Below are 21,388 nucleotides of genomic sequence, written 5' to 3' on the forward strand. Positions count from 1 at the left end.
AGATGAACTGGTGCGTCTTAGTGAATTTTAGTTTAGAGATTTCTTTTTTTTATACAGTTGATAAGAAAAATGAAGTAATTTTAGTAACTCCCTATTGTAATATACTCAATAAGTTTAAATGATGAATTGTTTGTAAAAATTACAGTTAAAACTTAACTGTAACTGTGAGGAGTTCCAATGAAAAAATACTTGCTAGCTTGCGGTGGTGGAGTGACTTTTTTGTGTCTGTTTGCTAAAGTTTTGCCCGTGCAAGCCACGGTTAGTTATAAAATAGCTGACGACAAACAGCCTTTGATAGATACAGAGAACTTAGAGGATTTTAACAGGAGTCGCACATATAACGCAAGCGATTTTGTTGATGAAAATATTATATCCAACGTCACTCAGGCGGAATTTACTCTATCCCAACAACAAAATTTGCCTGTTGTCAATCAGCAGCAAGAAAGTAAAGATTTAGGACAGACCATTACTCCTAGTTCTTCAGTTGTACCTGTCTCAAAATCTTCCCAGAAATCGAGTGCAGCACAGGTTACATCTGTATCTCAGCTGTCTGATGTGAACCCTACAGACTGGGCTTTTCAGGCATTACAATCTTTAGTGGAGCGCTATGGTTGTATTGCTGGTTATCCAAATGGCACTTATCGGGGTAACCGTGCCTTGACTCGTTATGAATTTGCTGCTGGTTTGAATGCTTGCTTAGATCGAGTCAATGAACTTATTGCTACAGCAACTGCCGATTTGGTAAGAAAAGAAGATTTAGTGACTTTGCAGAAATTGCAAGAAGAATTTGCGGCGGAACTGGCAACACTGCGAGGTCGGGTAGATGCTGTAGAAGCTCGTGCGGCTGAATTGGAAGCAAATCAGTTTTCCATGACAACCAAACTCAATGGTGAAGCTATTGTTGCAGGTATTGGTGCTACAGGAGGTGCTCCAGGCAGAGATGACCCCAATATTATTTTGGTTAATAGAGTACGGTTAAACCTCAACACCAGCTTCACGGGCAAAGACTTATTGATTACTGGTTTGCAAGCTTATAACTTCTTAGGTGGTGTCACTGGTAGTGGTAGCCTTCAAGAATCTTTGGGCTTGAGTTCAAATCTACTGAGTGCTAGCAGCGCACGTGTAAGTTTTGAACCTCAATTTCCCGGTGTTGATGTTAAGACGTTAACCCCCACTGGTGCCAACGATATTGAGCTTTACAAACTGCTTTATATCTTTCCTGTCGCCAATAAACTAACTTTGTTTGCTGGTTCTGCTGCAGAAGTGTCCGATGCCTTTCCTGCAATTACGCCTTTTTACGGTGAAGGGCAAGAGTCTATTTCTCGCTTTGCAGGTTTAAACCCTGTAGTACGTGTTTCTGGTGGGACTTCTGGTTCTGGTTTGGCATCAGCTGCGGGATTTATTTTTAACCTTTCAAAGCAGTTGGATTTAAGAGCTTTGTACGGTAGTGTAAACGCCAATATTCCTCGTTCAGCTCAAGATATATTGCCAGGAGTTTCCAATACACCCTTGGGTGCAGGAGTGTTTGGAGGCAGTAGTGTCGTGGCGGCACAATTGACTTTTAGACCAAGTAGTTCCCTTGATTTTGCTCTGAACTATGCCAACAGTTATCACGAAATCAATATCTTGGGTACGGGATTGACTAGTAGTGATATTGGTGCTTTGGCTAATGTTCCTTTAGGAATACCAGTCAAACTGAATTCTGTTGGTGGTACAGTCACTTGGCGGTTTTCCCCAAAAGTGGCTTTTTCTGGATATGGTGCAGCTATATTTGTTGATGATTCTTCTGGTCGTGTAGATGCTTCTACCACTTTCACAAGTTGGATGGCGGGGCTTCACTTTAGCGATTTATTTGGAAAAGGGAATAACGCCGGGATTATTTTTGGACAGCCACTTTATCGTACTTCTGCCGAGGGTGATGCTAGACTTGCCAATACAGGTGTAGATCGTGCCGTTCCCTACCATTTAGAGGCATATTACCGTTTTAAAGTGAATGACAACATCAGTATTACCCCAGGTGCCTTCGTTCTATTTAATCCAGAAGGTGATAGTAGAAACGACACAACAACTGTAGGTGTACTGCGTACTACGTTCACGTTTTAGTATGTAGAGACTAGCTATGCTAGTCTTTACACGATACAAACAAAGAAAAGTTATATGTTAAAATGCAACAGTGAAAAATAAGGATCAAATATCTGCTTTCAGCATGATAATGAGAAAATACTCTGGCTAACCCTGTAATTCGTATAAAGGAATTTCATCAGGATTACCAATTAAGTGCCAGAAAAGAGCAAGGTCACCAGCAGCACTAGAGATAAACTCTAATTGTTCTAGTGTGGCACCGTTTTCCATTTCTACCAAAAAGTTTTTTGCAGCCAGGATAGTGTTTTCTTGAGCCAATGCTTGCCGACTATGCCGTCTAACCATTTTTGTTTCACTCAAAAGCATTTAATGCGAATTTTATTTAAAATGCAATCAAATTTTGTTTTACCATGCATTAGTCCTGGGGTACAATACCCCATAGGTATAAGCTTTGCAAAATTTACCTAAAGTTTGTACGGATATCTTATCAAAAACAATATGGGAGAGTGAGAACCCCTGAAATGTCAGAACCTCGGTTTCGCAGAAGAAACCGGGGTTCTATTTCCGCTTATCCTAGTAGCATTGGAACCATTGCGAATAGGTTCACTTCAAGAAGATTAGCTCAAGCAGACTTTAATCATTTGCCTTAATCAGAGAAGCAAGACGAGAAAAAGCACTATGGATTGCTTCTCCAGACTGCTGGTGTTCTCGGCTATCTAAGTAATCGTCTGCAACAGCATCTAATAATGAGGAGACAACCAAAAGTTTTTCCTTGTCTGTAGTAGCGGCTTGAAATTGTTCTACAAAAGTTGCTACCTCTGTTGCTGTTAATGGCTGTTCGGGAAGGAAACGCTTTCTCCCTTCCCTTCTACCTTCCCCTCTATGCGGCTTTTTTTCAGTCATAATGCACCCTTGGTAATAGTTCAAGTAGATATTACCCAATTTACGGAATTTACAATCAGTGTTTGCGATCGCTCTTGATTTTCATTAAGTTTTATTTAAAAATAAGTGAATTCATCTAGTGATTAAAAATAATTTTATTATTATTGACTTACCGATTAGGTTGACGCGTTACTTGCAAAATCAGTTAAAATTCTGTAAAATACTATAAACTGTATTGAGAGAAAAATGGCTCTAAAAGATATGAATGCTAATGAATTCAAAGCATTGATTCGAGAGGCTTTTGAAGAAGCTTTGGAGGAATTTTTCGGCGATCCAGACGAAGGTAAAGAACTGAGAACTGAAGTTAAAGAACAATTAGTTGAACTAGTTAAGAAAAGACAGGCAGGTGCTCGTGGTATTCCTGCTGAGGAGGTTTAACGTACTTGACTACATTAATTTTGATAGATAAGTTTGCTCAGATACCCGACTTCTTCAAGAAGTCGGGTATCTTGCAGGCATTCACAGTCAATGCGATTATTGCCAGAGGTAAATAAGGATAAACAAAACAATCCAAATGACATCAACAAAGTGCCAAAATAGTGAAGTGGCATTGACACCAAAATGCCCTGAATCGTAGTTACCTGGAATAAAAGAGCGCCCAAAAACAATCAATTGCAACAGAATGCCAGTGAAAACGTGCAAACCGTGGAAGCCAGTTAGCAGGTAGAACATTCCACCAAAAACTCCTGTGGTAAAACCAAAGGAAAGGTGACTCCATTCGATCGCCTGTCCTACAAGAAAATAAGTTCCCATTGCGATCGAAAGCATTAGAAACAGGCGAAACTTTGTTAAATCATGACGTTGAAGAGCACGTTCTGCCAAGTAAATGACGAAGCTACTCGAAACAAGAACTACTGTGTTTATTGCGGGTTCTTTAATTTCTAACCCTGAAACACCAGGCGGTAACCAGTCTATAGCAGTTGTTTTGTAAATAGTATATCCTGCAAAAAAACTGAGGAAAATAAAAGTCTCCGAGATCAAAAACACAATGAAGCCAAACATCTTGTTGCCTTCTTCATCGTGAATATGCCCGTGTGCGGCATGATGTAACTCTTCTGAAACGATGGAACTGTCCATTGGATAAATTCTCCTTTAAGGGTTAGTGGTTAGTGGTTAGTTGTTAGTGGTTAGTTGTTAGTGGTTAGTGCTTAAATTCACAACTAGTAGAGCATAATCGATAATTACCGGATAATTTTGGATTGCCGCGTTGCTTCGCTCCTCGCAATGATGTGCCTAAATAACATACGGTTTTTAATGATTATGCTCTACTAGCAACTAACAACCAACAACCAACAACTAACTATTAACGATTTTCAACTAATGGTTCAGATTTGCCGTACCCGTAAGGTCCAGACACAACAATTGGAAGTTCTTCAAAATTCTCTACTGGAGGTGGTGAAGACACTAACCACTCCAATCCAATTGCTCGCCAAGGATTATTAGGCGCTTTTGGACCGTGCATCCAAGCAGCTACCATATTAATAATGAAGGGTAAAGTAGACATACCTAAAAGAAAGGCTCCAATACTAGCAATAATGTTCCACATCTCATACTCTGGAGCGTAAGAAGAAACTCGACGCAGCATTCCTTGCAATCCTAATGGATGCATGGGGAAAAAGTTGAGATTAGTACCAATGAAGGCAAGCCAGAAGTGGAGTTTACCCCAACCTTCATAGTACATACGGCCAGTCATTTTAGGGAACCAGTAATAAATGGCTGCATATAACCCCATAGTTACCGTGCCATACAGTACGTAGTGAAAATGACCTACCACATAATATGTATTGTTGACATGGACATCAATTGGAACTGAAGAAAGAGTAATGCCAGTAATGCCAGCAAAAACAAACAGTATTAATGCACCAAATGCAAACAGCATCGGTGTATCAAATTGCAGTTTACCGCCCCAAATCGTTGCAGTCCAAGCGAACACTTTAATGCCAGTTGGTACAGACACAAACATTGTCGTCAGCATGAAAAACAACCGCATCCAAGCTGGAGTACCACTGACAAACAAATGGTGTACCCAAACTATACCGCTAACTCCAGCAATAACAAGGGATGAAATGGCGACAACTTTATAACCAAATAAGGGTTTGCGAGAAAAAGTTGGAAAGATTTCTGAAAAAATACCGAAAACTGGCAGAATGATGACGTAAACAGCAGGATGGGAGTAGAACCAAAAGAAGTGTTGGAAAAGAATGGGATCTCCTCCCTTAACCGGATCGAAAAAGCTAGTTCCAACTGTTAAGTCAAATAAGAGCATAACTGCACCTGCTGTCAATACAGGCAATCCAAACAGTTGGATAATCTGAGCACTTAAGACAGCCCAGACAAAAACAGGCATGCGGAAAAATGTCATCCCTGGTGCTCGCATCTTGAAAATCGTGGTGACAAAGTTAACTGCCCCCATAATTGAGGAGATACCTGACACGGCTACTGCCAACAACCAAATAAATTCACCATTGATTAGGTTACCAGTTGGGTTTTGCAGACTGATAGGAGGATAAGACCACCAACCTGCTTGTGCTGGACCACCCGGTACTAAAAAACTCACCATCAGGAGAATAGCTGCCACTGGTACCATCCAAAAGGCAACAGCATTAAGTCGTGGAAACGCCATATCTTGCGCTCCAATCATCAAGGGAACAAGATAGTTAGCAAAACCTGCTAAAACTGGGAATGTCCAACCAAACAGCATCACCGTGCCGTGCATGGTGAACATGGCGTTATAAACAGTCCGGTCAATAAGGTCTGATTCTGGGGTAATTAATTCCCCACGAATGACCATTGCAAATATGCCAGCTATCAAAAAGAGAAGGAAAGCGGTGACAATATACTGAATTCCAATGACTTTATGGTCAGTACTAAAGCTAAAATATCGTTTCCAATCTGATGCAGCTGTTTCATGGTGAGATTTCTCACCAGTCACGCTAATATCATTTACAGAAATATTTGTCATTTGTCATTTGTCCTTTGTCATTTTTCACTGTTATGTTGGGTTTCGTTCCTCAACCCAACCTACGGTCACTGGTCACTGTAATTGACTAGAGGTGGTTGTGCGGGGACTACTGTTGTCCAACCTGCTTTCACTGGCGCTTTTAGTGCTTGAGCATACTCGGATGCTGCTTGATTGCTTGCAGGAGATGGTTTGTGCATTGCTGCTTTTGCAAGCCACTTTTTGTAGTCTTCTAAGGATTCAACCACGACATCTGCCTGCATGGTTGCAAAGTATGTACCGCTAAATTCGGAATCTGTCAAGCTATATTTACCTGGGCGAATAGGTGTGAACTCAAAATCAATTTTGCGCTGAGGAATAATATCTTGCTTGACTCGAAAAGCAGGAATATAAAAGCCGTGGAGAACATCTTCTGACTGCATTGCTAAACGAATGCGATGATTTACGGGTAAGTGCAGTTCGGTACTGGTAACTCCTGTTTCTGGATACCGAAAAACCCAAGCCCACTGTTTGGCATCGACTTCGATGTCTTCAACTGGTATCGCATTCGTATTTTTTGTGTCCTTGTTGACTGGTGCAGCATATGCTGATTCTATCCCGATTGGCATATGCACGTGAACAGCCTCCATGGGTCCTTGAATTCCCATTTGCTCATAAATTTGGTAGCTGTATCCAGCAATCCAAAATACTAGCAATACAGGAATTGCCGTCCAAATAACTTCCAAGGTTACATTTCCTTCAATAGGAGGACCATCGCTTGTATCGTACCTCTCAGCTCGATGGAAAAGAACTGAATACATCAGTGTGCTTGTGACTCCAAGGAAGATAAATGCTCCTAATGTTACCAAGAAGCTAAATAATTCATCAAAGAGTCGCGATTCTACTGCCGCTTGAGGGGGTAGCCAGGAATATGCCTGTTGTCCTATCCAAAGACTAGCAGCAGTTAAGGCGAGAGCACACGCACTCAGGAGCAAAATATTTCGGGTTTTCATAGTGACAAAATTGTTGAATGTTAGTTGTTAGTTGTTAGTTGTTAGTTGTTGGTTGTTAGTTGTTGGTTGTTAATTTTTCTACTAACTAATAACTACTAACTACTAACTACTAACCAACATCTATTTGAGTAGTAAGTTAGGGTCTTTGCCCAATCGCAATAACATATCGGCGGTGTTGTGAACCCCAAACTCAGCAGCTAGGTGTGCTCCTAGCGTTCCGTGAACGTACATGAGGGACATGAGGAACAGCCCGGAGAGTAAATATGTCCACTGCACTTCTTGGCTATCGTCCTTGCGCCAAATGAAGCGCTGAAATCCTCTCCAGATAGTCATACCGACAATTAATGACAGAAGAAAAACACCACCTACACCATGCCAAAGCATTGTGTCTATCGCTTGTAATCCCCAAGCACTCTTCACATGAGTGGCTGGTTCTGCCAGCAGGATTTCATAAAAACCTGCTGCTACCGTAAAAAATGTGATGACTGCTGAAGCCAGCATATTGTACCAGCCAGCATCAAAGAAGTTGGAACGTATCACAGGAATTGCCAAAAACTTGAAGATTGGTTTTTGTAAAGGAAACAACACACCAATAAAATCAAAGACAACTCCAAGAATGAACAAACCTAGAGTGAGATGGACTAAGTTTGGATGAATGGGTATGGCATAGGGTAAACCATTTGCCCCAAGCTGAGTTTTTAATTGGTCAATCACTTCAGGATTCATTGTAGTAAGCCCTCCTTCATGGCTTCAACAACTGGTACAGTATGTAGTCCATAAACCCAAACCAGTTCATCTCCGAAATACACCTGTATGCCTACTAAAACAGTTAATAACAAAGCTGCTGCTAGATAATAAATTGGCACTTTGTATGGAGTGCGAGCACGAATTACATAACGCCAAGCTGTGATGACAGCCAGAATTCCAGAAAGCGACCAACCAATGATGGTGTGTATATTTAGGATTGGTCGAGCTGCATTATAAGGTTCTGCCAAACCTGCTTCAAACTGACCAAAAATGATGGCAACGAAGATGGAAATTGTAGCGAAAAACATATTCCACCAACTCACTTCAAAAAGACGGTGGTTGCGGGTAAAGTATCCAACGACATCGCACAAAAAGGCAAACAACACCATCGCGATTACGAAGTGGACAACGATGGGATGCATTGTATCGGGATACGGTAAGTTATGGTCATTCAAAAGTGGAAGATACGCCAGCATGGTATTCTCCTTAATGGTTAGTGGTTAGTAGTTATTGGCTAGTAGTTATTGTTTTTTTGTACTAACTTGTAACTACTAACTATTTAGATAAAGTTACTCCTAAATCAAAATTTCAAGTTAAAAAGTCAAAAATACACTTTTGTCTTTTGAGTTCTGACTTAACTCAAAAATAAGTATTCCTACTTTTGACTTCTAACTTTCGACGCCTATAACAACTCAGATCGGACTTCACACCTGTCCAAATAGCAGCACCATACCGGACGAGTTTATAAGTTAGTAGTAAACTCTTTTCTTAAAGGTATTTACCACTGTTAAGTATCTTAAACTTATGTAAATAAATTTTGTGTATCTCATGATATTTTTGCATAAATCAAAAAAAACAGCAGCGTAACAAAACCTTTGTCTGAAAGTGCCAAGTATTATTGTTAAATCCAAAAAGACATAATCGACTTCTACTTGAGATTCATACCAGTTCCGATCGCGGTGTCTTGTGACCTACTCCCGAACCGCTAGAAGATTACCTATTTAAAATGGGCGAAACTAGAAGACCTTGCCTATGATATTTATCAGCTTCTCGAAACTTTTCAGCCGATGAAAGTAGAGGAAGCTAGTCCTAGTTTGCCTGACGTTCGTTGTCAAAAATTCGCTTTCCAAGCTGCAATCACACGACCACGTAAATTCATTTTTCTAGTTACTGGTACTAATGACAGTAGCGCTGGTTCTCTGCACGATGCTATTACTCAAGCTAATAACACTGCTGGCGCTGACACGATTAATTTTGATAATTTTATTCTTGATGGGCGCACAAAGGGCATTTTATAGTAGGATGGAAGGATTTATTCAAGCTATGATTGAAGTTATCAAATCTCATCAGAATCAAACTGCCACAGCCTTTTGGCGATTAACTCCGGGCTACTTGCAGTCAGGCTATGCAGATTTTGAATCTGTACATATTTTGTTAGGACGTTTTTTAGCAGACAGAACTTCTGTCGATCCCCTCGCTGAAAAAGAACTATTTGCGGAAGACAGCATTTTTGAGTGGGGACACGCATCGCCATTAGAGAAAGTGATTAATTCACGCTCAGACTTTGAGTTTCTACTGTTGCATCCCAGTTTGTTACGTAATTCTATAACCATTATCGAACCGTGGAAATATGTGGGTCAGAACGCTCTCGGCGAATGGGTTCGGGCTTCCAAAAACGTTGCCTACATTGCCCAAAAAGTCGCCGACATAGACTCAATATTGTTGCCTGTTTGGTCTTGTGGAATCATAGATCCAGAAATAGTCGTTCCAGCAATCACCTCCGGTTATGCTGTGGTCGTCGAAGGAGGCGAGCCATCGACCTACGATCCATCCACTTGGACAAGTCCGGCATGCTCGCAAGAGCATATGTTTGCCTTAGTAGAAAAATTACTCATCTCGCGATCGCCCAATAGTGCCGTCGCAATCTTCATTTGTATAGGGCATCAGCTAGCTGCTGAAAGTCATATACGACTGCTCCGAAAAGCAGTCCAACAAGTTCTGGGCATAATATCAATGGATCGCGATCGAGATGGTAGAGCAATCAAATCGCTGCAAGAGGTTGCTCTTCGCATTCAAGCTATGGGCAAAACACTCCAAGTCAAAAAGCGTGATGGACGCACTGTTGCTTTTGGCTGGAATGATGCCCATTTTGCAGTAACGCTCAATGAAACAAAGGAAGTTGGCGATCGCGTCCTGTTGCCATATCAGTCTCCCGACGGCGATGCCTTAGGTTTTCCCTGGGAACTCATCCATGCCCATGATGTGACAGCTGACAGCCATGAAGGTGTAATTGACACGACGATTCAGTACGAGCGTGAAGTATCGATTTCGATGTTTCACTCAGATGAAGTCAACGAAGAAGCCATACTGTTTGCTAACTGGGCATACCGCAGTATTCATGACGCCATTGTTCCTTATCGACACATTATAGCTGGAAGTCCTCTGTCATGGCTGATACAACTGCCCGACTCCGTTGAAATTCTCTGTTCGACAGCGATTGATGGTGAAATAGTCACAGAATGTTCGGCTACCTGCATTAACTATAAAGATTTTGAGACCAAGAAAATTCGACGCTCCTTCACTTGCCAATTCCATCCAGAACTGCTGTCAGATTTGCGTGCGATCGGTAGCAGTGAAGCTCCATCTTATTCTACTTTAAAAAAAGACGATGGCGTTCGCTTATTTGTGAGACTTCTATATGCTGGAATGCAAGAGTGATGACGTAAGTTGTTTTTGGAATACAACCCAAACATGAATATAGTAATTATATTAGTTGAAGTCGGTTTTGTGGTATTCATTTTCTCCCTGTTTAACTGGCTGATTGGAATAACCTGCAAGCAGATTGTTAAAATTTCTTGGCTGAATGAGAGAACTGAGAAGATCGCCACCCTGCGCCGGAATATCAGCAGATTTTTGATTTTTCTTTGTGTGGTGCTGTGTCTTCTGCTGATAGGTGTCAATGGGGTGGTAATTTATCGAGGTGACAATGTAAAGGAATTTCAACTCAACTTAATTCAAAGTATTCCTACCGAATTCTGGGTAAATCTTGTCACGGCAAGCTTAAAAACTGTTAGCCTACTCATGTTGGTTAACTGGAGCATACCATTGTTACACCGGGCTATAGACTGGGTTTGCGTTGTGGCTCAGAAATTCGATCAAATTAAGGCTAATGATGACAGCACCGAGGCTTTTTTTAGGGTTTTAAAAAGAATTATTACTAACAGCATCTGGATCTTATCTGCCATCCTATGCTCTCAATTTCTCTATTTTCCAGAAGTCGTTGAAAAATATCTTTACATTGCCTTAAAAATTTATATCATTGTCTCAGTTGGTTTACTCATTGTCAAAGCTGTTTCTACCATCATCGACACCCTTGATGCTCTCAGTCTTAAATACTCCAATTCTAACAATCTGCTGCGTTTTTACGAGCATTTTCGCCACCTGATCCCACTCTTCAAAAAATGTCTGGAATACGTTCTCTATATTAGCATGGTAACTCTTATTGTTCCACAAATAGAGTTTATCGCTTGGATAAGTGTTTATACTTCTATCATCATTCAGATTATTGGTATTTTCTTTCTCAGCAATGTTTTGATTGAAGTCGCCAACTTCATTCTTGAGGAGTTCTACATCAGAATTTCAGATTTAAATGATTTACAGAAACAGAGACGAATGACGCTCATCCCCTTAATGCGGAGTTTTGTCAAATATCTCATCTACTTCAGCGCTGGAGTTACTGTCCTCAAGCTTATTGGCATTGATGCCACGCCTATCTTAGCAGGTGCAGGGATTGTAAGTATAGCAATTGGTTTTGGGGCACAAAACCTCATTAATGATGTCGTTTGTGGATTTTTTATCCTGTTTGAAAATTATTACTTGGTGGGTGATTATGTTGAAGCTGGGAAAATTGAAGAGAGATGCGTTGAGGGAATTGTGGAGGCTATTGAGTTGAGAACTACTCACATCCGACATCCCGATGGTCAATTACAGATTATTCGCAATGGCGATATTGGATCGATTATCAACTACTCTAAGCAGTACATTTATGCAAAAGTGGAAGTTGGCGTTTCCTATAACTCTAATTTAGATCGTGTATACAAGGTTATTGAGAGGGTAGGACAGCAGTTAAAAGATGATTACCAGGATGTCCTGGAAGCCACGCAGGTAGCTGGATTAGAAAAATTTGGGGAGCATAACCTGTTACTTCTCACGCGGACAAAGGTCAAGCCTGGAAAACACCTTCATATCCAGCGTGTTCTCCGCAAGATATTAAAGGAAACCTTTAGCCAGGAAGAGATTGAAATTTACGGTTTCTCCAAAGATAGATAGTAACAAATGGGCAAGAGTCCCACCAGTGGCAGTAGGCAGCACTACTTTGCTGGATAACGCTCATTGAGGTAATAAATCTAAAAAAGCTTTAATATTGTGACCAACAGTGTCAAAGGAAAATTAAAGCATTATGGTTTCGATTTTACTCCATTATTTGGCTACTCAACGGTATAGCATTGGATTATCCCACCAAAATCTGGCGGTTGCCGTACTCCCGTGATGACTGAACTCTTTGAAAAACTGCGTGCCACTTTAGCAAAAGATTGGGTTCGTTTGACTCGAAGAACGTCCCAATTTCCTTTACAGAGGCAAAATCGCCATAGTGATACGTTTGTCGCTCAAAAGAAACAGGACGCGGCTTTGACTGAGGCTCCTCAAGAAATCATCTCTGATGACCGTCGCAACAATACCCCTTTCAAGTGGTTGTTCACTATTCTGAGCGCTAGTGTGGGAGTCACGGCTTTATTAGTGGGAGTTCGAGAACTGAAATTATTGCAGTCGGTAGAACTAAAGGCATATGACCAAATGTTGCGGTTGCGTTCCTTAGAAGCAACTGATTCGCGTCTAGTGCTAGTGTCAGTAACCGAAGATGATGTTCGGACACAAAAATGGCCACTATCAGATAGTAAAATCAACCAGTTATTGGCAAAATTACAATCATACCAACCACGAATTATTGGGGTTAATTTATATAGATCGGAACAAGAAAATTTTGCGTCTGGTTTAAAAGACCGAGATAATATCATTAGCGTGTGTGCATTCAGCAGTGTAGGAACTCAGGAAATTGCACCTCCACCAAATTTATCTATAAACAACGTAGGATTTACCGATTTATTGACAGATGATGATGGTATTGTTCGCCGAAGTTTGTTATTTGCTCATTCTGAAGATCAAAAATGTACAACAGCCGCATCATTTGCTACTGTACTGGCAATGAGTTATTTGGAAAAAGAGGGAATTAAACCAGATTATCCTAATCAAAAAAACATGATATTGAGTCAGACAAAAAATCACAAATTAAAAGCAATTTTTACATCTTTAACAAGTGATGCTGGTGGTTATAAAAGGATAGATGCTGGTGGCTATCAAATTATGTTAAATTACCGCCATCCCGATCGCCTTGCACCGGAAGTTACTCTTACACAAGTGTTAAACGGGGCTTTTAATCCTAAGTTAGTCAAAGACCGTCTAGTAATTATTGGCACTAAAACTCCCAGCCTTCATCCTGGTTTTTACACCCCCTATAGTGCATTACCAGACCAACCAGCAAGAATGTCGCCAGCTTTAATTCACGCACAGACAACAAGCCAGTTGATAAGTGCAGCTCTAGATGGGCGTCCCCTCATTTGGTATTTTCCAGAATGGGCAGAAGTGGTATGGATATGGATTTGGTCACTTGTTGGCGCTGCTTTGGCTTGGCGGTTGCGGCATCCTTTGCTACTCATCGTTGTAGGTGGTACAACCGTTATTAGTTTAATAGTCATTTGTACAAGTGTATTTTTACAAGCAGGATGGATACCAGTAGTACCACCTGCGATCGCATTCGTAACCAGTGGTGTTGCTATTGTGATTTATATTACGTATCAAACCCAACAGCAAACAAAGATAATTCTTATACAAGTTGAAAAACAAAAAGAAGCAATTGAACAATTACATACTCTTTTGAAAGAGACGACAGAAATAAAAGATAAACACATTCACACTCCAAAAGTAGAGCCTCTAGAAAAAGCAAGTGGTGATTCCATACTCAGTGGACGCTATAATGTGACAAAGGTTTTGGGATCGGGTGGATTTGGTTGCACTTATTTAGCACGAGATATGCAACGTCCCGGCAATCCGGTTTGCGTAGTGAAGCAATTGATGCCAGCCCGTCGAGATCCAAAGTTTTTACAAGTTGCTAGAAGGTTATTTGATGCTGAAGCAGAAATTTTAGAAGTTTTAGGTCAACATTATCAAATTCCTCAATTGCTAGCTTACTTTGAGGACAATCATGAATTTTATTTAGTACAAGAATATATTCAAGGACATTCTCTTAGTGACGAATTGCCACCTGTAAGGGGAGTACAAAATGAATCTTATGTTATGACTTTACTAAAAGAAATCTTAGAAATTCTGGTATTTGTTCACGACCATCGCGTCATTCATCGAGATATTAAACCAAATAATATTCTCAGACGTAGCTTTGATAATCGCCTAGTGCTAATTGACTTTGGTGCAGTTAAAATGATGCAACCATCTAGCAGCGAGCAAACAGAATTAGCAACAGTTGCCATTGGAACGCGAGGTTACGCACCACCAGAACAATTTGCAGGACATCCGCGCTTGTGTAGCGATATTTATGCTGTCGGTATGATTGGCATTCAAGCAGTGACAGGATTGTTACCTCAGGAACTTCAGCCCAACCCAGATACTGGTTCTGTTATGTGGCGACATCGCGCACAAGTCAGCGAAAATTTAGCAGCAATTTTAGATAAGATGGTGCGGTATCATTTTAGCGATCGCTATCAATCTGCTGCTGAAGTGCTGTTGGATTTTAAATTTTAATTATAGACATCTCCAGAAATTAATCATGCATTACCCGAAAGTCTTGGTAGGGGCGCAATGCCTTGCGCCCTTACATGGCATTGCGCCGAGAACCTTGTAAAATTATGCAAAATAGTCTGTAAAGCCTTGTATTGTCTAGCTTACAGGCATTTTTCGAAAATTCATGCTACTGAATAAGAAAGTAAATTACGGTTGACTTTTTAATTAAATAATTATTCTGGAAGTGAGTAGGACGGGTATAGGAGTTTAGTAAAAGTATAGAGGGAATAACCTAGGATGTAGGATTAAAGTAATACTAATCACATATGTCATGCTGTAAATATATCATATGTCTATCGGCAAACCGATAAATAATACTTTGTGTGCGTAGTTAAATCTCCGACGCCTTCCCAACTACTGCCCTTGTTTCCAGAAATTACTGATAAAAACTCCTATTAGCACCACTCCAATGGTGGGCTGTACCACTTTTGGCACCATCATAATGGTGCGCTGTACCACTCTGATTACAAATTTTTCCACCAGAAAATAATTAACGATGCTGGCAATTGCTGCGTGTAAGAGGCTAAAGCTGCTCTTACCTATGCAGAAACTTTCTCAGTATCAACTTGATGTAGAACCTGCTCTCGTACAGAATTTGCGGCGGCTGTAGCAATCATTTCCCAATCAGAATTAGTCAACAATATCGAGAGTAGCGTTTGTAATTCTTGTCTGTCAGATATAAATTCTTCGAACTTGACGCAGCTTGGGCGCGGAGTTTGGGGTCAGTTTCGGTGGAGAGTTCAAACGGCATTTCGCCGCGATCGCCCTTGGCGCAAGCCGTACCCGGCTTATCGCTTCGGCGCAAGCTGTACCCAGCTTATCGCCCCACCATGATGCAGATTTTTGCGGGTCGGCATCAACTAGCAGAGTGTTGAATTTTTTTGAGAGGATGGCGGCAGTTCTGAAGCGGTTGTGGTCTTAAGTGCGCCACCTTTTCCGTTTGCTATGGTCAGGATTTTCACTTTGTCAGTTTGTAAGTCTGTAAGTTCGACAGATATTATCCTGCCTTAGGTACACATATAGGTGTAAGATGGTGAATTAGCTGACTTATGAGGAGATAATGATTGTATGTATCAATAAAAACTTATCGTTCATGGGGAACTTGTGAAAAATAAGAGAACAATTGTGTTAATTGCTTAGTTGCTGCATATTTTGTTACATTAACTTTAAATAGAGTAAAAAACTATATCCGAAAATCCCTAAGCGGAAAGTTGGGCTGAAGCCGTGTAGTCAAAGTGTAAAACAAAGCTGAATGTACAAGCACCCATGATCTCAAAATTAGCCTTTTCTTGGGAACAAGCCAAACAGGTTGCCGAGCAAACAGTTTTCAATCATCTTGAAGAATACCTTAAAGATGTTGAAATGAACGTGCTTCAAGGTTCGTGGCAGGGTCTGACCTACGAAAAGATGGCAGAGCAGTACCACCTTTCTGTAAATTACCTTCGGGGAGATGTTGGGCCTCAGTTATGGCAGAAGCTGTCAGAGGCTTTCGGAGAAGAGGTTACAAAGAGTAACTTTAAAAGAGCTTTGGAAAGGGCATGGGAAAGGCAACAATCTCAGCCTTCTACTATTAATACAAGGTTACCAATATCAACCCTTAGTGCAGAACCACCTTTTCCTGGGGGATCGGTTCCTCTGAGTTCTCCTTTTTACGTAGAGCGAGATGGCATTGAGTCTGTTTGTTACGAGACAGTTGTCAAACCTGGTTCGTTGATTCGGATTAAAGCACCGAACCTGATGGGCAAAACCTCATTAATGACTAGGGTTCTAGCTTATGCTGAATCTCAAAATTGCCAAACGGTATATTTGGATTTAAGCTCTGTAGAGCGGGCAATTTTAACGAATTTGGATAAGTTTTTGCGCTGGCTGTGTTTGATGGTTGGTCGCAAGTTAAAGTTAGAAAATCGGTTAAAAGATTATTGGGATACAGAAATTCTCGGTAGCAACGATAACTGCACGGTGTACTTTGAGGAGTATTTATTGCCGGAAATAGACTGTCCTTTAGTCTTGGGATTGGATGAAGTGGATCGGATTTTTCCTTATAACGAAGTCATTGAGGACTTTTTTGGAATGCTGCGAAACTGGCACGAAAAGGGGAAAATTTCCGAGCAATGGAAACAACTACGTCTGGTAATGGCACATTCTACCGAAGTTTATATTCCCTTAGATATGAATCAATCCCCCTTTAACGCAGGAGTGCCCGTGGCGTTGCTGGAATTTGACCGCAAGCAGGTGAAAGATTTGGCTCACCTTTATGGATTGGATTGGAACGATATTCAGGTAGAAGAATTAATGAAGGTTGTAGGGGGGCATCCTTATCTGGTATGCTTAGCCATGTATGAAGTCTCCTCTGGAAAGACAACCCTTCAGCAGCTATTACAAAATGCTGCCACAGAAGCAGGAATTTACAGCAACCATTTGCGGAAGTACTTGGAGATGCTGCAACGAGGCTCGGAAGAGGTTCAAGCTTTAAAAGCAGCTTTAAAAAAGGTGGTCACCTCACTTGAGCCAGTGGAATTAGATTCATTGCAAATTTATAAGTTACACAGTATGGGATTAGTGCAGCGACAGGACAATCAGGTGATGCCCAGTTGCCATTTGTACCGCGAGTATTTCCACAGAGTGTTATAAAACCTGAACGTAATAGCCATTGCTCTGGTTCTATCTCACTTTAGTTATTGAGTTAACAAGTTGTTTGTTGCTTTATTCCATTGATAGGAATTTAGAATAAATCCTATAAATTCTACTTAACACTTATCAAAAATGCCTTCACCAAGTGCTGTTCTCTCAAGATAAGAAAGGGAGAACTAAGGCGCGGTGAGGGTTTTTGTCGTTTGTAAACTCTACTGACTTTTTCCTACTTCCTCATTATTCTCACTAATTTGTTTGGAAAGACCTCCGATTTTTCCCTATTGTACTCTTTAAAATTTATTAGGAATATAGTTACAGCAAGAGAGAAGCAACAAGCTGAAGTGGATAGAACAAAAAAACCACCCAGGTTGTCAATAGAGCGATCGGAGTTAACTCTAATTTTGGCTACCAACCCCTAACATCCCTGAACTAACCATTTGTTTGGAGAAAAATATGACAAATAACAGTTTATTACAAGCCGCTCGAGGTGAGAAACTGGAACGCCCTCCAGTTTAAATTATGCGCCAAGCTGGTCGTCATATGAAACAGGGATTGATATCGGTGCAGAAAATAGTCTTGTCAGCGTTCAGCAGGCACAAGGCTAAGGGTGACTTTTTTCATTTGACTCAAGGTAGCTAGCTTTGATTTTTGGAGAAAAGAATAAGATGACCGACTCTTTAAATGATTTTAAATTTTCCACGTTCGTAGACCTGTTGCGCTACAGAGCAGTACACCAGTCACACAAACTAGCTTTTACTTTTCTACAGGATGGAGAAACAGAAAGCTCAAGGTTGACTTATCAAGAATTGGATCGGCAGGCGCGTGCCATCGCCGCCTATCTGCAGTCCCTTGGAGCTACTGGCTCCCGAGCGCTGCTGCTGTATCCATCTGGTCTGGAATTCATTGCCGCCTTTTTCGGGTGTTTGTATGCGGGAGTTGTAGCGGTTCCCGCTTATCCACCCCGTCGTAACCAGAATATGTCCAGGTTGCAGGCGATTGTGGCAAATGCACAGGCGTCGATAGCGCTCACCACCACATCGCTGTTGGGCAACATAGAGGTTCACTTTGCCCAAAATTCCGAATTGGCACAGTTGAACTGGCTAGCCACGGAGCGGATTGCCAACAACCAAGCAAAAGCATGGCAAGAACCGGAAATCACTTGCGGCTCCCTGGCTTTTCTTCAGTACACGTCAGGCTCTACGGGTACACCGAAGGGAGTGATGGTAAGTCACGGGAATCTGCTGCACAATCAGCAAGTGATCCAGACTGGCTTTCAGCATACAGACAAAACCATCGGTGTTAGCTGGTTGCCTCTATATCATGACATGGGTTTAATTGGTAATATACTGCAACCGTTGTACTTGGGTATTCACTGTATTCTCATGTCTCCGGTTGCTTTTCTGCAACGCCCTATCCGCTGGCTTGAGGCTATTTCCCGTTATAGGGGGACTACTAGTGGCGGACCTAATTTTGCCTACGATTTGTGTAGCCGCAAGATTACTCCAGAACAACTGTCCAGTCTTGATCTCAGTAGTTGGGATGTGGCTTTTAATGGAGCTGAGCCTGTGCATAGCGACACAATTGAAAGATTTTCAGAAGTGTTTGCGCCCTGTGGCTTTCGCTCCAGTGCCTTCTACCCCTGCTACGGGATGGCCGAAACGACTTTGATCGTTTCTGGTGGTCTCAAGGTAGCCCCACCAGTGTTTGAAACTATCCAGAGAGATGCCCTTGAACAAAAACGGGTGGTTTCAACTTATAAAGAGAATTATGAAGCCCGAACCCTAGTTGGGTGTGGTCAAACCTTACTGGAGCAACAGATTATTATTGCCCATCCTGAGACTTTGACCTGTTGTTTGCCTAATGAAGTGGGTGAGATTTGGGTATCAGGTCCCAGCGTGGCTCAGGGGTATTGGGACCTTCCTGAAGAAACGCAACGTACCTTCCAAGCCTACTTAGCAGACACGGGAACAGGACCATTTCTGCGCACGGGAGATTTGGGGTTCTTAAAGGATGGTGAGTTGTTCGTCACCGGTCGGCTCAAAGACTTAATCATAATCCGAGGTCGTAACCACTATCCCCAGGATATTGAACTGACAGTAGAACGGAGCCATCCGGCATTACGACAGGGTTACGGGGCGGCGTTTTCAGTCGATGTGCATGGAGAAGAGCGACTGGCCATTGCTTTTGAGGTAGAGCGTAATTATCTACGGAATCTGGATGTCAATGAAGTGGTCACGGCGATCCGCAAAGCAGTGACGCAACAGCATGAAATTCAAGTTTATGCGATATTGCTACTCAAGACGGGGAGCGTCCCAAAAACTTCTAGTGGCAAGATTCAGCGCCATGCTTGCCGGAGTGGATTTCTAGCTGTTAGCCTGGATGTGGTGGCGGATTGGATCGAGAATCCTCAAAGCGAAGTAGATCTCCAGGGTCTACAGGCGGAAGTAAAATCCCTGTGGCAGCAGATGCAAGCTCCCGAACAACAAACTGAATCAAATGAAAACAATTTTAGAGAGCGATCGCATTTGCCAAACTTGGTTTCAACTGAAGAAACCATTCAGCGCTGGTTGGTTACTCAAATGGCCAAGCAGCTAAAAATCCACTCTGATGAGATAGATATTCAAGAACCCTTTGTTCGCTATGGTTTGGATTCGGCGGTGGCACTCGGACTCTGCGGTGATTTGGCACAGTGGCTTGGATGTAATTTAGAACCCACTATCTTCTGGGATTACCCTAGCATAGAGGCTCTTGCCCAGCACATAGTTAAAAACAGCAGTCTTTCGCCAAGTACTGAGTTTGTCAGTAGGTAACACAGAGGAGAGTTGAAATGAACTTAACTGACAATAATTCCAAAAATATTTTTAGCAGTAGGGAAAGACGTGACGCCAGTTTCGCAAGAGCAGTCACATTTAATCCCTTCCTTCCCGAGTTTCGTGTCGATCCCTATCCCTTCTACCATCGCCTCCGCTCCGAAGACCCTGTTCATATGAGCTTTATGGGTGTATGGGTTATTACTCGCTACAGTGATGCTATAGCGGTTCTGCGTGATTCTCGTTTTAGCGCCGATATGCGACGTTGGGGAAAGTATCAAGACATTAGGTTTCGGGAAAAGCAAGGACAAATCAGCCAACTTGGACAAACCAACAGCAAGTGGATTCTCTTTCTAGATCCGCCCGACCACACCCGACTGCAAAGGTTAGTGATTAAGGCTTTCACCCCTCAAGTGGTTGAGGGCTTACGTCCTTACATCCAGGAGGTCGTCAACGAAAAGCTCAATCAGGTTCGGAGTTCTGGGGTAATGGACATCGTTGCCGATCTCGCCCAACCACTGCCTGTCACCGTGATTGCTAAAATGCTGGGGGTGCCAACTGAAGATCGCGATCGGCTTAGGGAATGGTCGGACGATCTAGCCTCTTGCTTAGATCCGATGATGTCAGTAGATATTTTTGAACATCTCAATAAAGTAGTTTTGGAGTTTACGGATTACCTCCGCAGCCTAGTTGCTAAACGGCGTCAGTGTAGGCAGGATGACCTGATCGGCGCTCTAATTGCAGTTAGGGAAGAAGGTGACAAACTAAGCGAAGATGAGCTGTTAGCTACATGCATACTGTTGTTTGCCGCTGGTCAAGAAACTACGGTAAAACTGATTAGCAATGGTATGCTCGCTTTGCTGCGTCACCCCGATCAAATGGAAAAGCTGAAACAAGAGCCGACGCTAATCCAAGATGCTGTTGAAGAATTGTTACGCTACGATAGCCCGGTACAGATTACTGTCCGAACAGCGATTGAAAACGTCGAAATTGACAACAAGATAATCCAAAAGGGTCAGCAGGTTCTTGTCTGCACGGGAGCAGCAAATCGGGATCCAGTTCAGTTTCCTGACCCCGATAAACTAGACATCACTCGACCAAAGAGCCGTCATCTTAGCTTTAGCTACGGTATCCACGCCTGTTTGGGAGCCACGCTTGCACGCGTCCAGGCGCAGATCGCTATCAATACGCTCATTCAAAGAATGCCCGAGTTGAAACTCCGAACAGACACACTGGAGTGGCAAGAAAAAATCATTCTACGCGGACTAAAGGCTCTCCCTGTGTCCTTTAAGATTTGAGCTAAGAACGCTAGC

At 42.0% G+C, this 21,388-nt stretch carries 17 protein-coding genes; 10 read left to right on the forward strand and 7 right to left on the reverse strand.

Features of this window, described 5'->3' with window-relative positions; all coding sequences use genetic code 11:
- The first annotated feature begins 177 nt into the window (after positions 1–177).
- Positions 178–2,103, forward strand: coding sequence for an iron uptake porin (locus WA1_RS09020; RefSeq protein WP_017745388.1), 1,926 nt, complete (start codon positions 178–180; stop codon positions 2,101–2,103).
- Positions 2,104–2,229: 126 nt separating this feature from the next.
- Here the strand turns inward: WA1_RS09020 and WA1_RS09025 are convergent, their stop codons facing one another.
- Together WA1_RS09025 and WA1_RS09030 are read right to left on the reverse strand one after the other, a co-directional pair.
- On the reverse strand, positions 2,230–2,427 hold the full coding sequence (locus tag WA1_RS09025; RefSeq protein ID WP_148662659.1) for a hypothetical protein: 198 nt from the start codon (positions 2,425–2,427) through the stop codon (positions 2,230–2,232).
- A 288-nt stretch (positions 2,428–2,715) separates the two neighbouring features.
- Positions 2,716–2,985, reverse strand: coding sequence for a hypothetical protein (locus WA1_RS09030; protein ID WP_017745386.1), 270 nt, complete (start codon positions 2,983–2,985; stop codon positions 2,716–2,718).
- A gap of 225 nt (positions 2,986–3,210) precedes the next feature.
- Between WA1_RS09030 and WA1_RS09035 the strand changes: the two genes are divergently transcribed.
- Positions 3,211–3,402: a hypothetical protein gene (locus WA1_RS09035; protein WP_017745385.1), complete on the forward strand. Its 192-nt coding sequence runs from the start codon at positions 3,211–3,213 to the stop codon at positions 3,400–3,402.
- Between the two features lie 96 nt (positions 3,403–3,498).
- On the opposite strand, the gene WA1_RS09040 is transcribed toward WA1_RS09035, so the two are convergent.
- From WA1_RS09040 to WA1_RS09060, 5 genes are all read right to left on the reverse strand, one after another.
- A complete protein-coding gene (locus WA1_RS09040; RefSeq protein WP_017745384.1) occupies positions 3,499–4,101 on the reverse strand; it encodes a cytochrome c oxidase subunit 3 in 603 nt (200 codons plus the stop codon).
- A 226-nt stretch (positions 4,102–4,327) separates the two neighbouring features.
- Complete coding sequence (gene ctaD / locus WA1_RS09045; protein ID WP_017745383.1) at positions 4,328–5,986, reverse strand: cytochrome c oxidase subunit I; 1,659 nt, start codon at positions 5,984–5,986, stop codon at positions 4,328–4,330.
- Between the two features lie 65 nt (positions 5,987–6,051).
- Positions 6,052–6,975, reverse strand: a complete 924-nt coding sequence (locus tag WA1_RS09050) for a cytochrome c oxidase subunit II (RefSeq protein WP_017745382.1) — start codon at positions 6,973–6,975, stop codon at positions 6,052–6,054.
- 120 nt (positions 6,976–7,095) lie between these two features.
- The gene (locus WA1_RS09055; RefSeq protein ID WP_017745381.1) at positions 7,096–7,701 is read right to left on the reverse strand and encodes a DUF2231 domain-containing protein; all 606 of its coding nucleotides are present in this window, start codon (positions 7,699–7,701) and stop codon (positions 7,096–7,098) included.
- A complete protein-coding gene (locus WA1_RS09060) occupies positions 7,698–8,198 on the reverse strand; it encodes a DUF2231 domain-containing protein (RefSeq protein ID WP_017745380.1) in 501 nt (166 codons plus the stop codon). The genes WA1_RS09055 and WA1_RS09060 overlap by 4 nt, the downstream gene beginning before the upstream one ends.
- Positions 8,199–8,789: 591 nt before the next feature.
- On the opposite strand from WA1_RS09060, the gene WA1_RS09065 reads away from it, so the two are divergent.
- From WA1_RS09065 to WA1_RS09095, 8 genes are all read left to right on the forward strand, one after another.
- Complete coding sequence (locus WA1_RS09065; protein ID WP_017745379.1) at positions 8,790–9,020, forward strand: hypothetical protein; 231 nt, start codon at positions 8,790–8,792, stop codon at positions 9,018–9,020.
- Positions 9,021–9,045: 25 nt separating this feature from the next.
- The gene (locus WA1_RS09070; RefSeq protein WP_026134876.1) at positions 9,046–10,440 is read left to right on the forward strand and encodes a hypothetical protein; all 1,395 of its coding nucleotides are present in this window, start codon (positions 9,046–9,048) and stop codon (positions 10,438–10,440) included.
- A gap of 33 nt (positions 10,441–10,473) precedes the next feature.
- Complete coding sequence (locus WA1_RS09075; RefSeq protein ID WP_017745377.1) at positions 10,474–12,051, forward strand: mechanosensitive ion channel family protein; 1,578 nt, start codon at positions 10,474–10,476, stop codon at positions 12,049–12,051.
- Positions 12,052–12,270: 219 nt separating this feature from the next.
- Positions 12,271–14,595 (forward strand): CHASE2 domain-containing serine/threonine-protein kinase, encoded by a 2,325-nt coding sequence (locus tag WA1_RS09080; RefSeq protein ID WP_017745376.1) that lies wholly within the window; start codon positions 12,271–12,273, stop codon positions 14,593–14,595.
- A 770-nt stretch (positions 14,596–15,365) separates the two neighbouring features.
- Positions 15,366–15,509 (forward strand): hypothetical protein, encoded by a 144-nt coding sequence (locus WA1_RS56780; protein ID WP_158516617.1) that lies wholly within the window; start codon positions 15,366–15,368, stop codon positions 15,507–15,509.
- Positions 15,510–15,900: 391 nt separating this feature from the next.
- Positions 15,901–17,265, forward strand: coding sequence for an AAA-like domain-containing protein (locus WA1_RS09085; protein ID WP_017745375.1), 1,365 nt, complete (start codon positions 15,901–15,903; stop codon positions 17,263–17,265).
- Between the two features lie 665 nt (positions 17,266–17,930).
- Positions 17,931–20,075, forward strand: coding sequence for an AMP-binding protein (locus WA1_RS09090; RefSeq protein ID WP_017745374.1), 2,145 nt, complete (start codon positions 17,931–17,933; stop codon positions 20,073–20,075).
- A gap of 17 nt (positions 20,076–20,092) precedes the next feature.
- Positions 20,093–21,373 (forward strand): cytochrome P450, encoded by a 1,281-nt coding sequence (locus WA1_RS09095; protein WP_017745373.1) that lies wholly within the window; start codon positions 20,093–20,095, stop codon positions 21,371–21,373.
- Positions 21,374–21,388 lie beyond the last annotated feature (15 nt).

Origin of the sequence: Scytonema hofmannii PCC 7110, assembly GCF_000346485.2 — a bacterium.
Classification (GTDB): Bacteria; Cyanobacteriota; Cyanobacteriia; order Cyanobacteriales; family Nostocaceae; genus Scytonema; species Scytonema hofmannii.

Coding starts and splice junctions, on each gene's coding strand:
- WA1_RS09020 (WP_017745388.1), top strand. CDS start 178: ATGAAAAAATACTTGCTAGCTTGCGGTGGTGGAGTGACTTTTTTGTGT.
- WA1_RS09025 (WP_148662659.1), bottom strand. CDS start 2,427: ATGGTTAGACGGCATAGTCGGCAAGCATTGGCTCAAGAAAACACTATC.
- WA1_RS09030 (WP_017745386.1), bottom strand. CDS start 2,985: ATGACTGAAAAAAAGCCGCATAGAGGGGAAGGTAGAAGGGAAGGGAGA.
- WA1_RS09035 (WP_017745385.1), top strand. CDS start 3,211: ATGGCTCTAAAAGATATGAATGCTAATGAATTCAAAGCATTGATTCGA.
- WA1_RS09040 (WP_017745384.1), bottom strand. CDS start 4,101: ATGGACAGTTCCATCGTTTCAGAAGAGTTACATCATGCCGCACACGGG.
- ctaD (WP_017745383.1), bottom strand. CDS start 5,986: ATGACAAATATTTCTGTAAATGATATTAGCGTGACTGGTGAGAAATCT.
- WA1_RS09050 (WP_017745382.1), bottom strand. CDS start 6,975: ATGAAAACCCGAAATATTTTGCTCCTGAGTGCGTGTGCTCTCGCCTTA.
- WA1_RS09055 (WP_017745381.1), bottom strand. CDS start 7,701: ATGAATCCTGAAGTGATTGACCAATTAAAAACTCAGCTTGGGGCAAAT.
- WA1_RS09060 (WP_017745380.1), bottom strand. CDS start 8,198: ATGCTGGCGTATCTTCCACTTTTGAATGACCATAACTTACCGTATCCC.
- WA1_RS09065 (WP_017745379.1), top strand. CDS start 8,790: ATGAAAGTAGAGGAAGCTAGTCCTAGTTTGCCTGACGTTCGTTGTCAA.
- WA1_RS09070 (WP_026134876.1), top strand. CDS start 9,046: ATGATTGAAGTTATCAAATCTCATCAGAATCAAACTGCCACAGCCTTT.
- WA1_RS09075 (WP_017745377.1), top strand. CDS start 10,474: ATGAATATAGTAATTATATTAGTTGAAGTCGGTTTTGTGGTATTCATT.
- WA1_RS09080 (WP_017745376.1), top strand. CDS start 12,271: ATGACTGAACTCTTTGAAAAACTGCGTGCCACTTTAGCAAAAGATTGG.
- WA1_RS09085 (WP_017745375.1), top strand. CDS start 15,901: ATGATCTCAAAATTAGCCTTTTCTTGGGAACAAGCCAAACAGGTTGCC.
- WA1_RS09090 (WP_017745374.1), top strand. CDS start 17,931: ATGACCGACTCTTTAAATGATTTTAAATTTTCCACGTTCGTAGACCTG.
- WA1_RS09095 (WP_017745373.1), top strand. CDS start 20,093: ATGAACTTAACTGACAATAATTCCAAAAATATTTTTAGCAGTAGGGAA.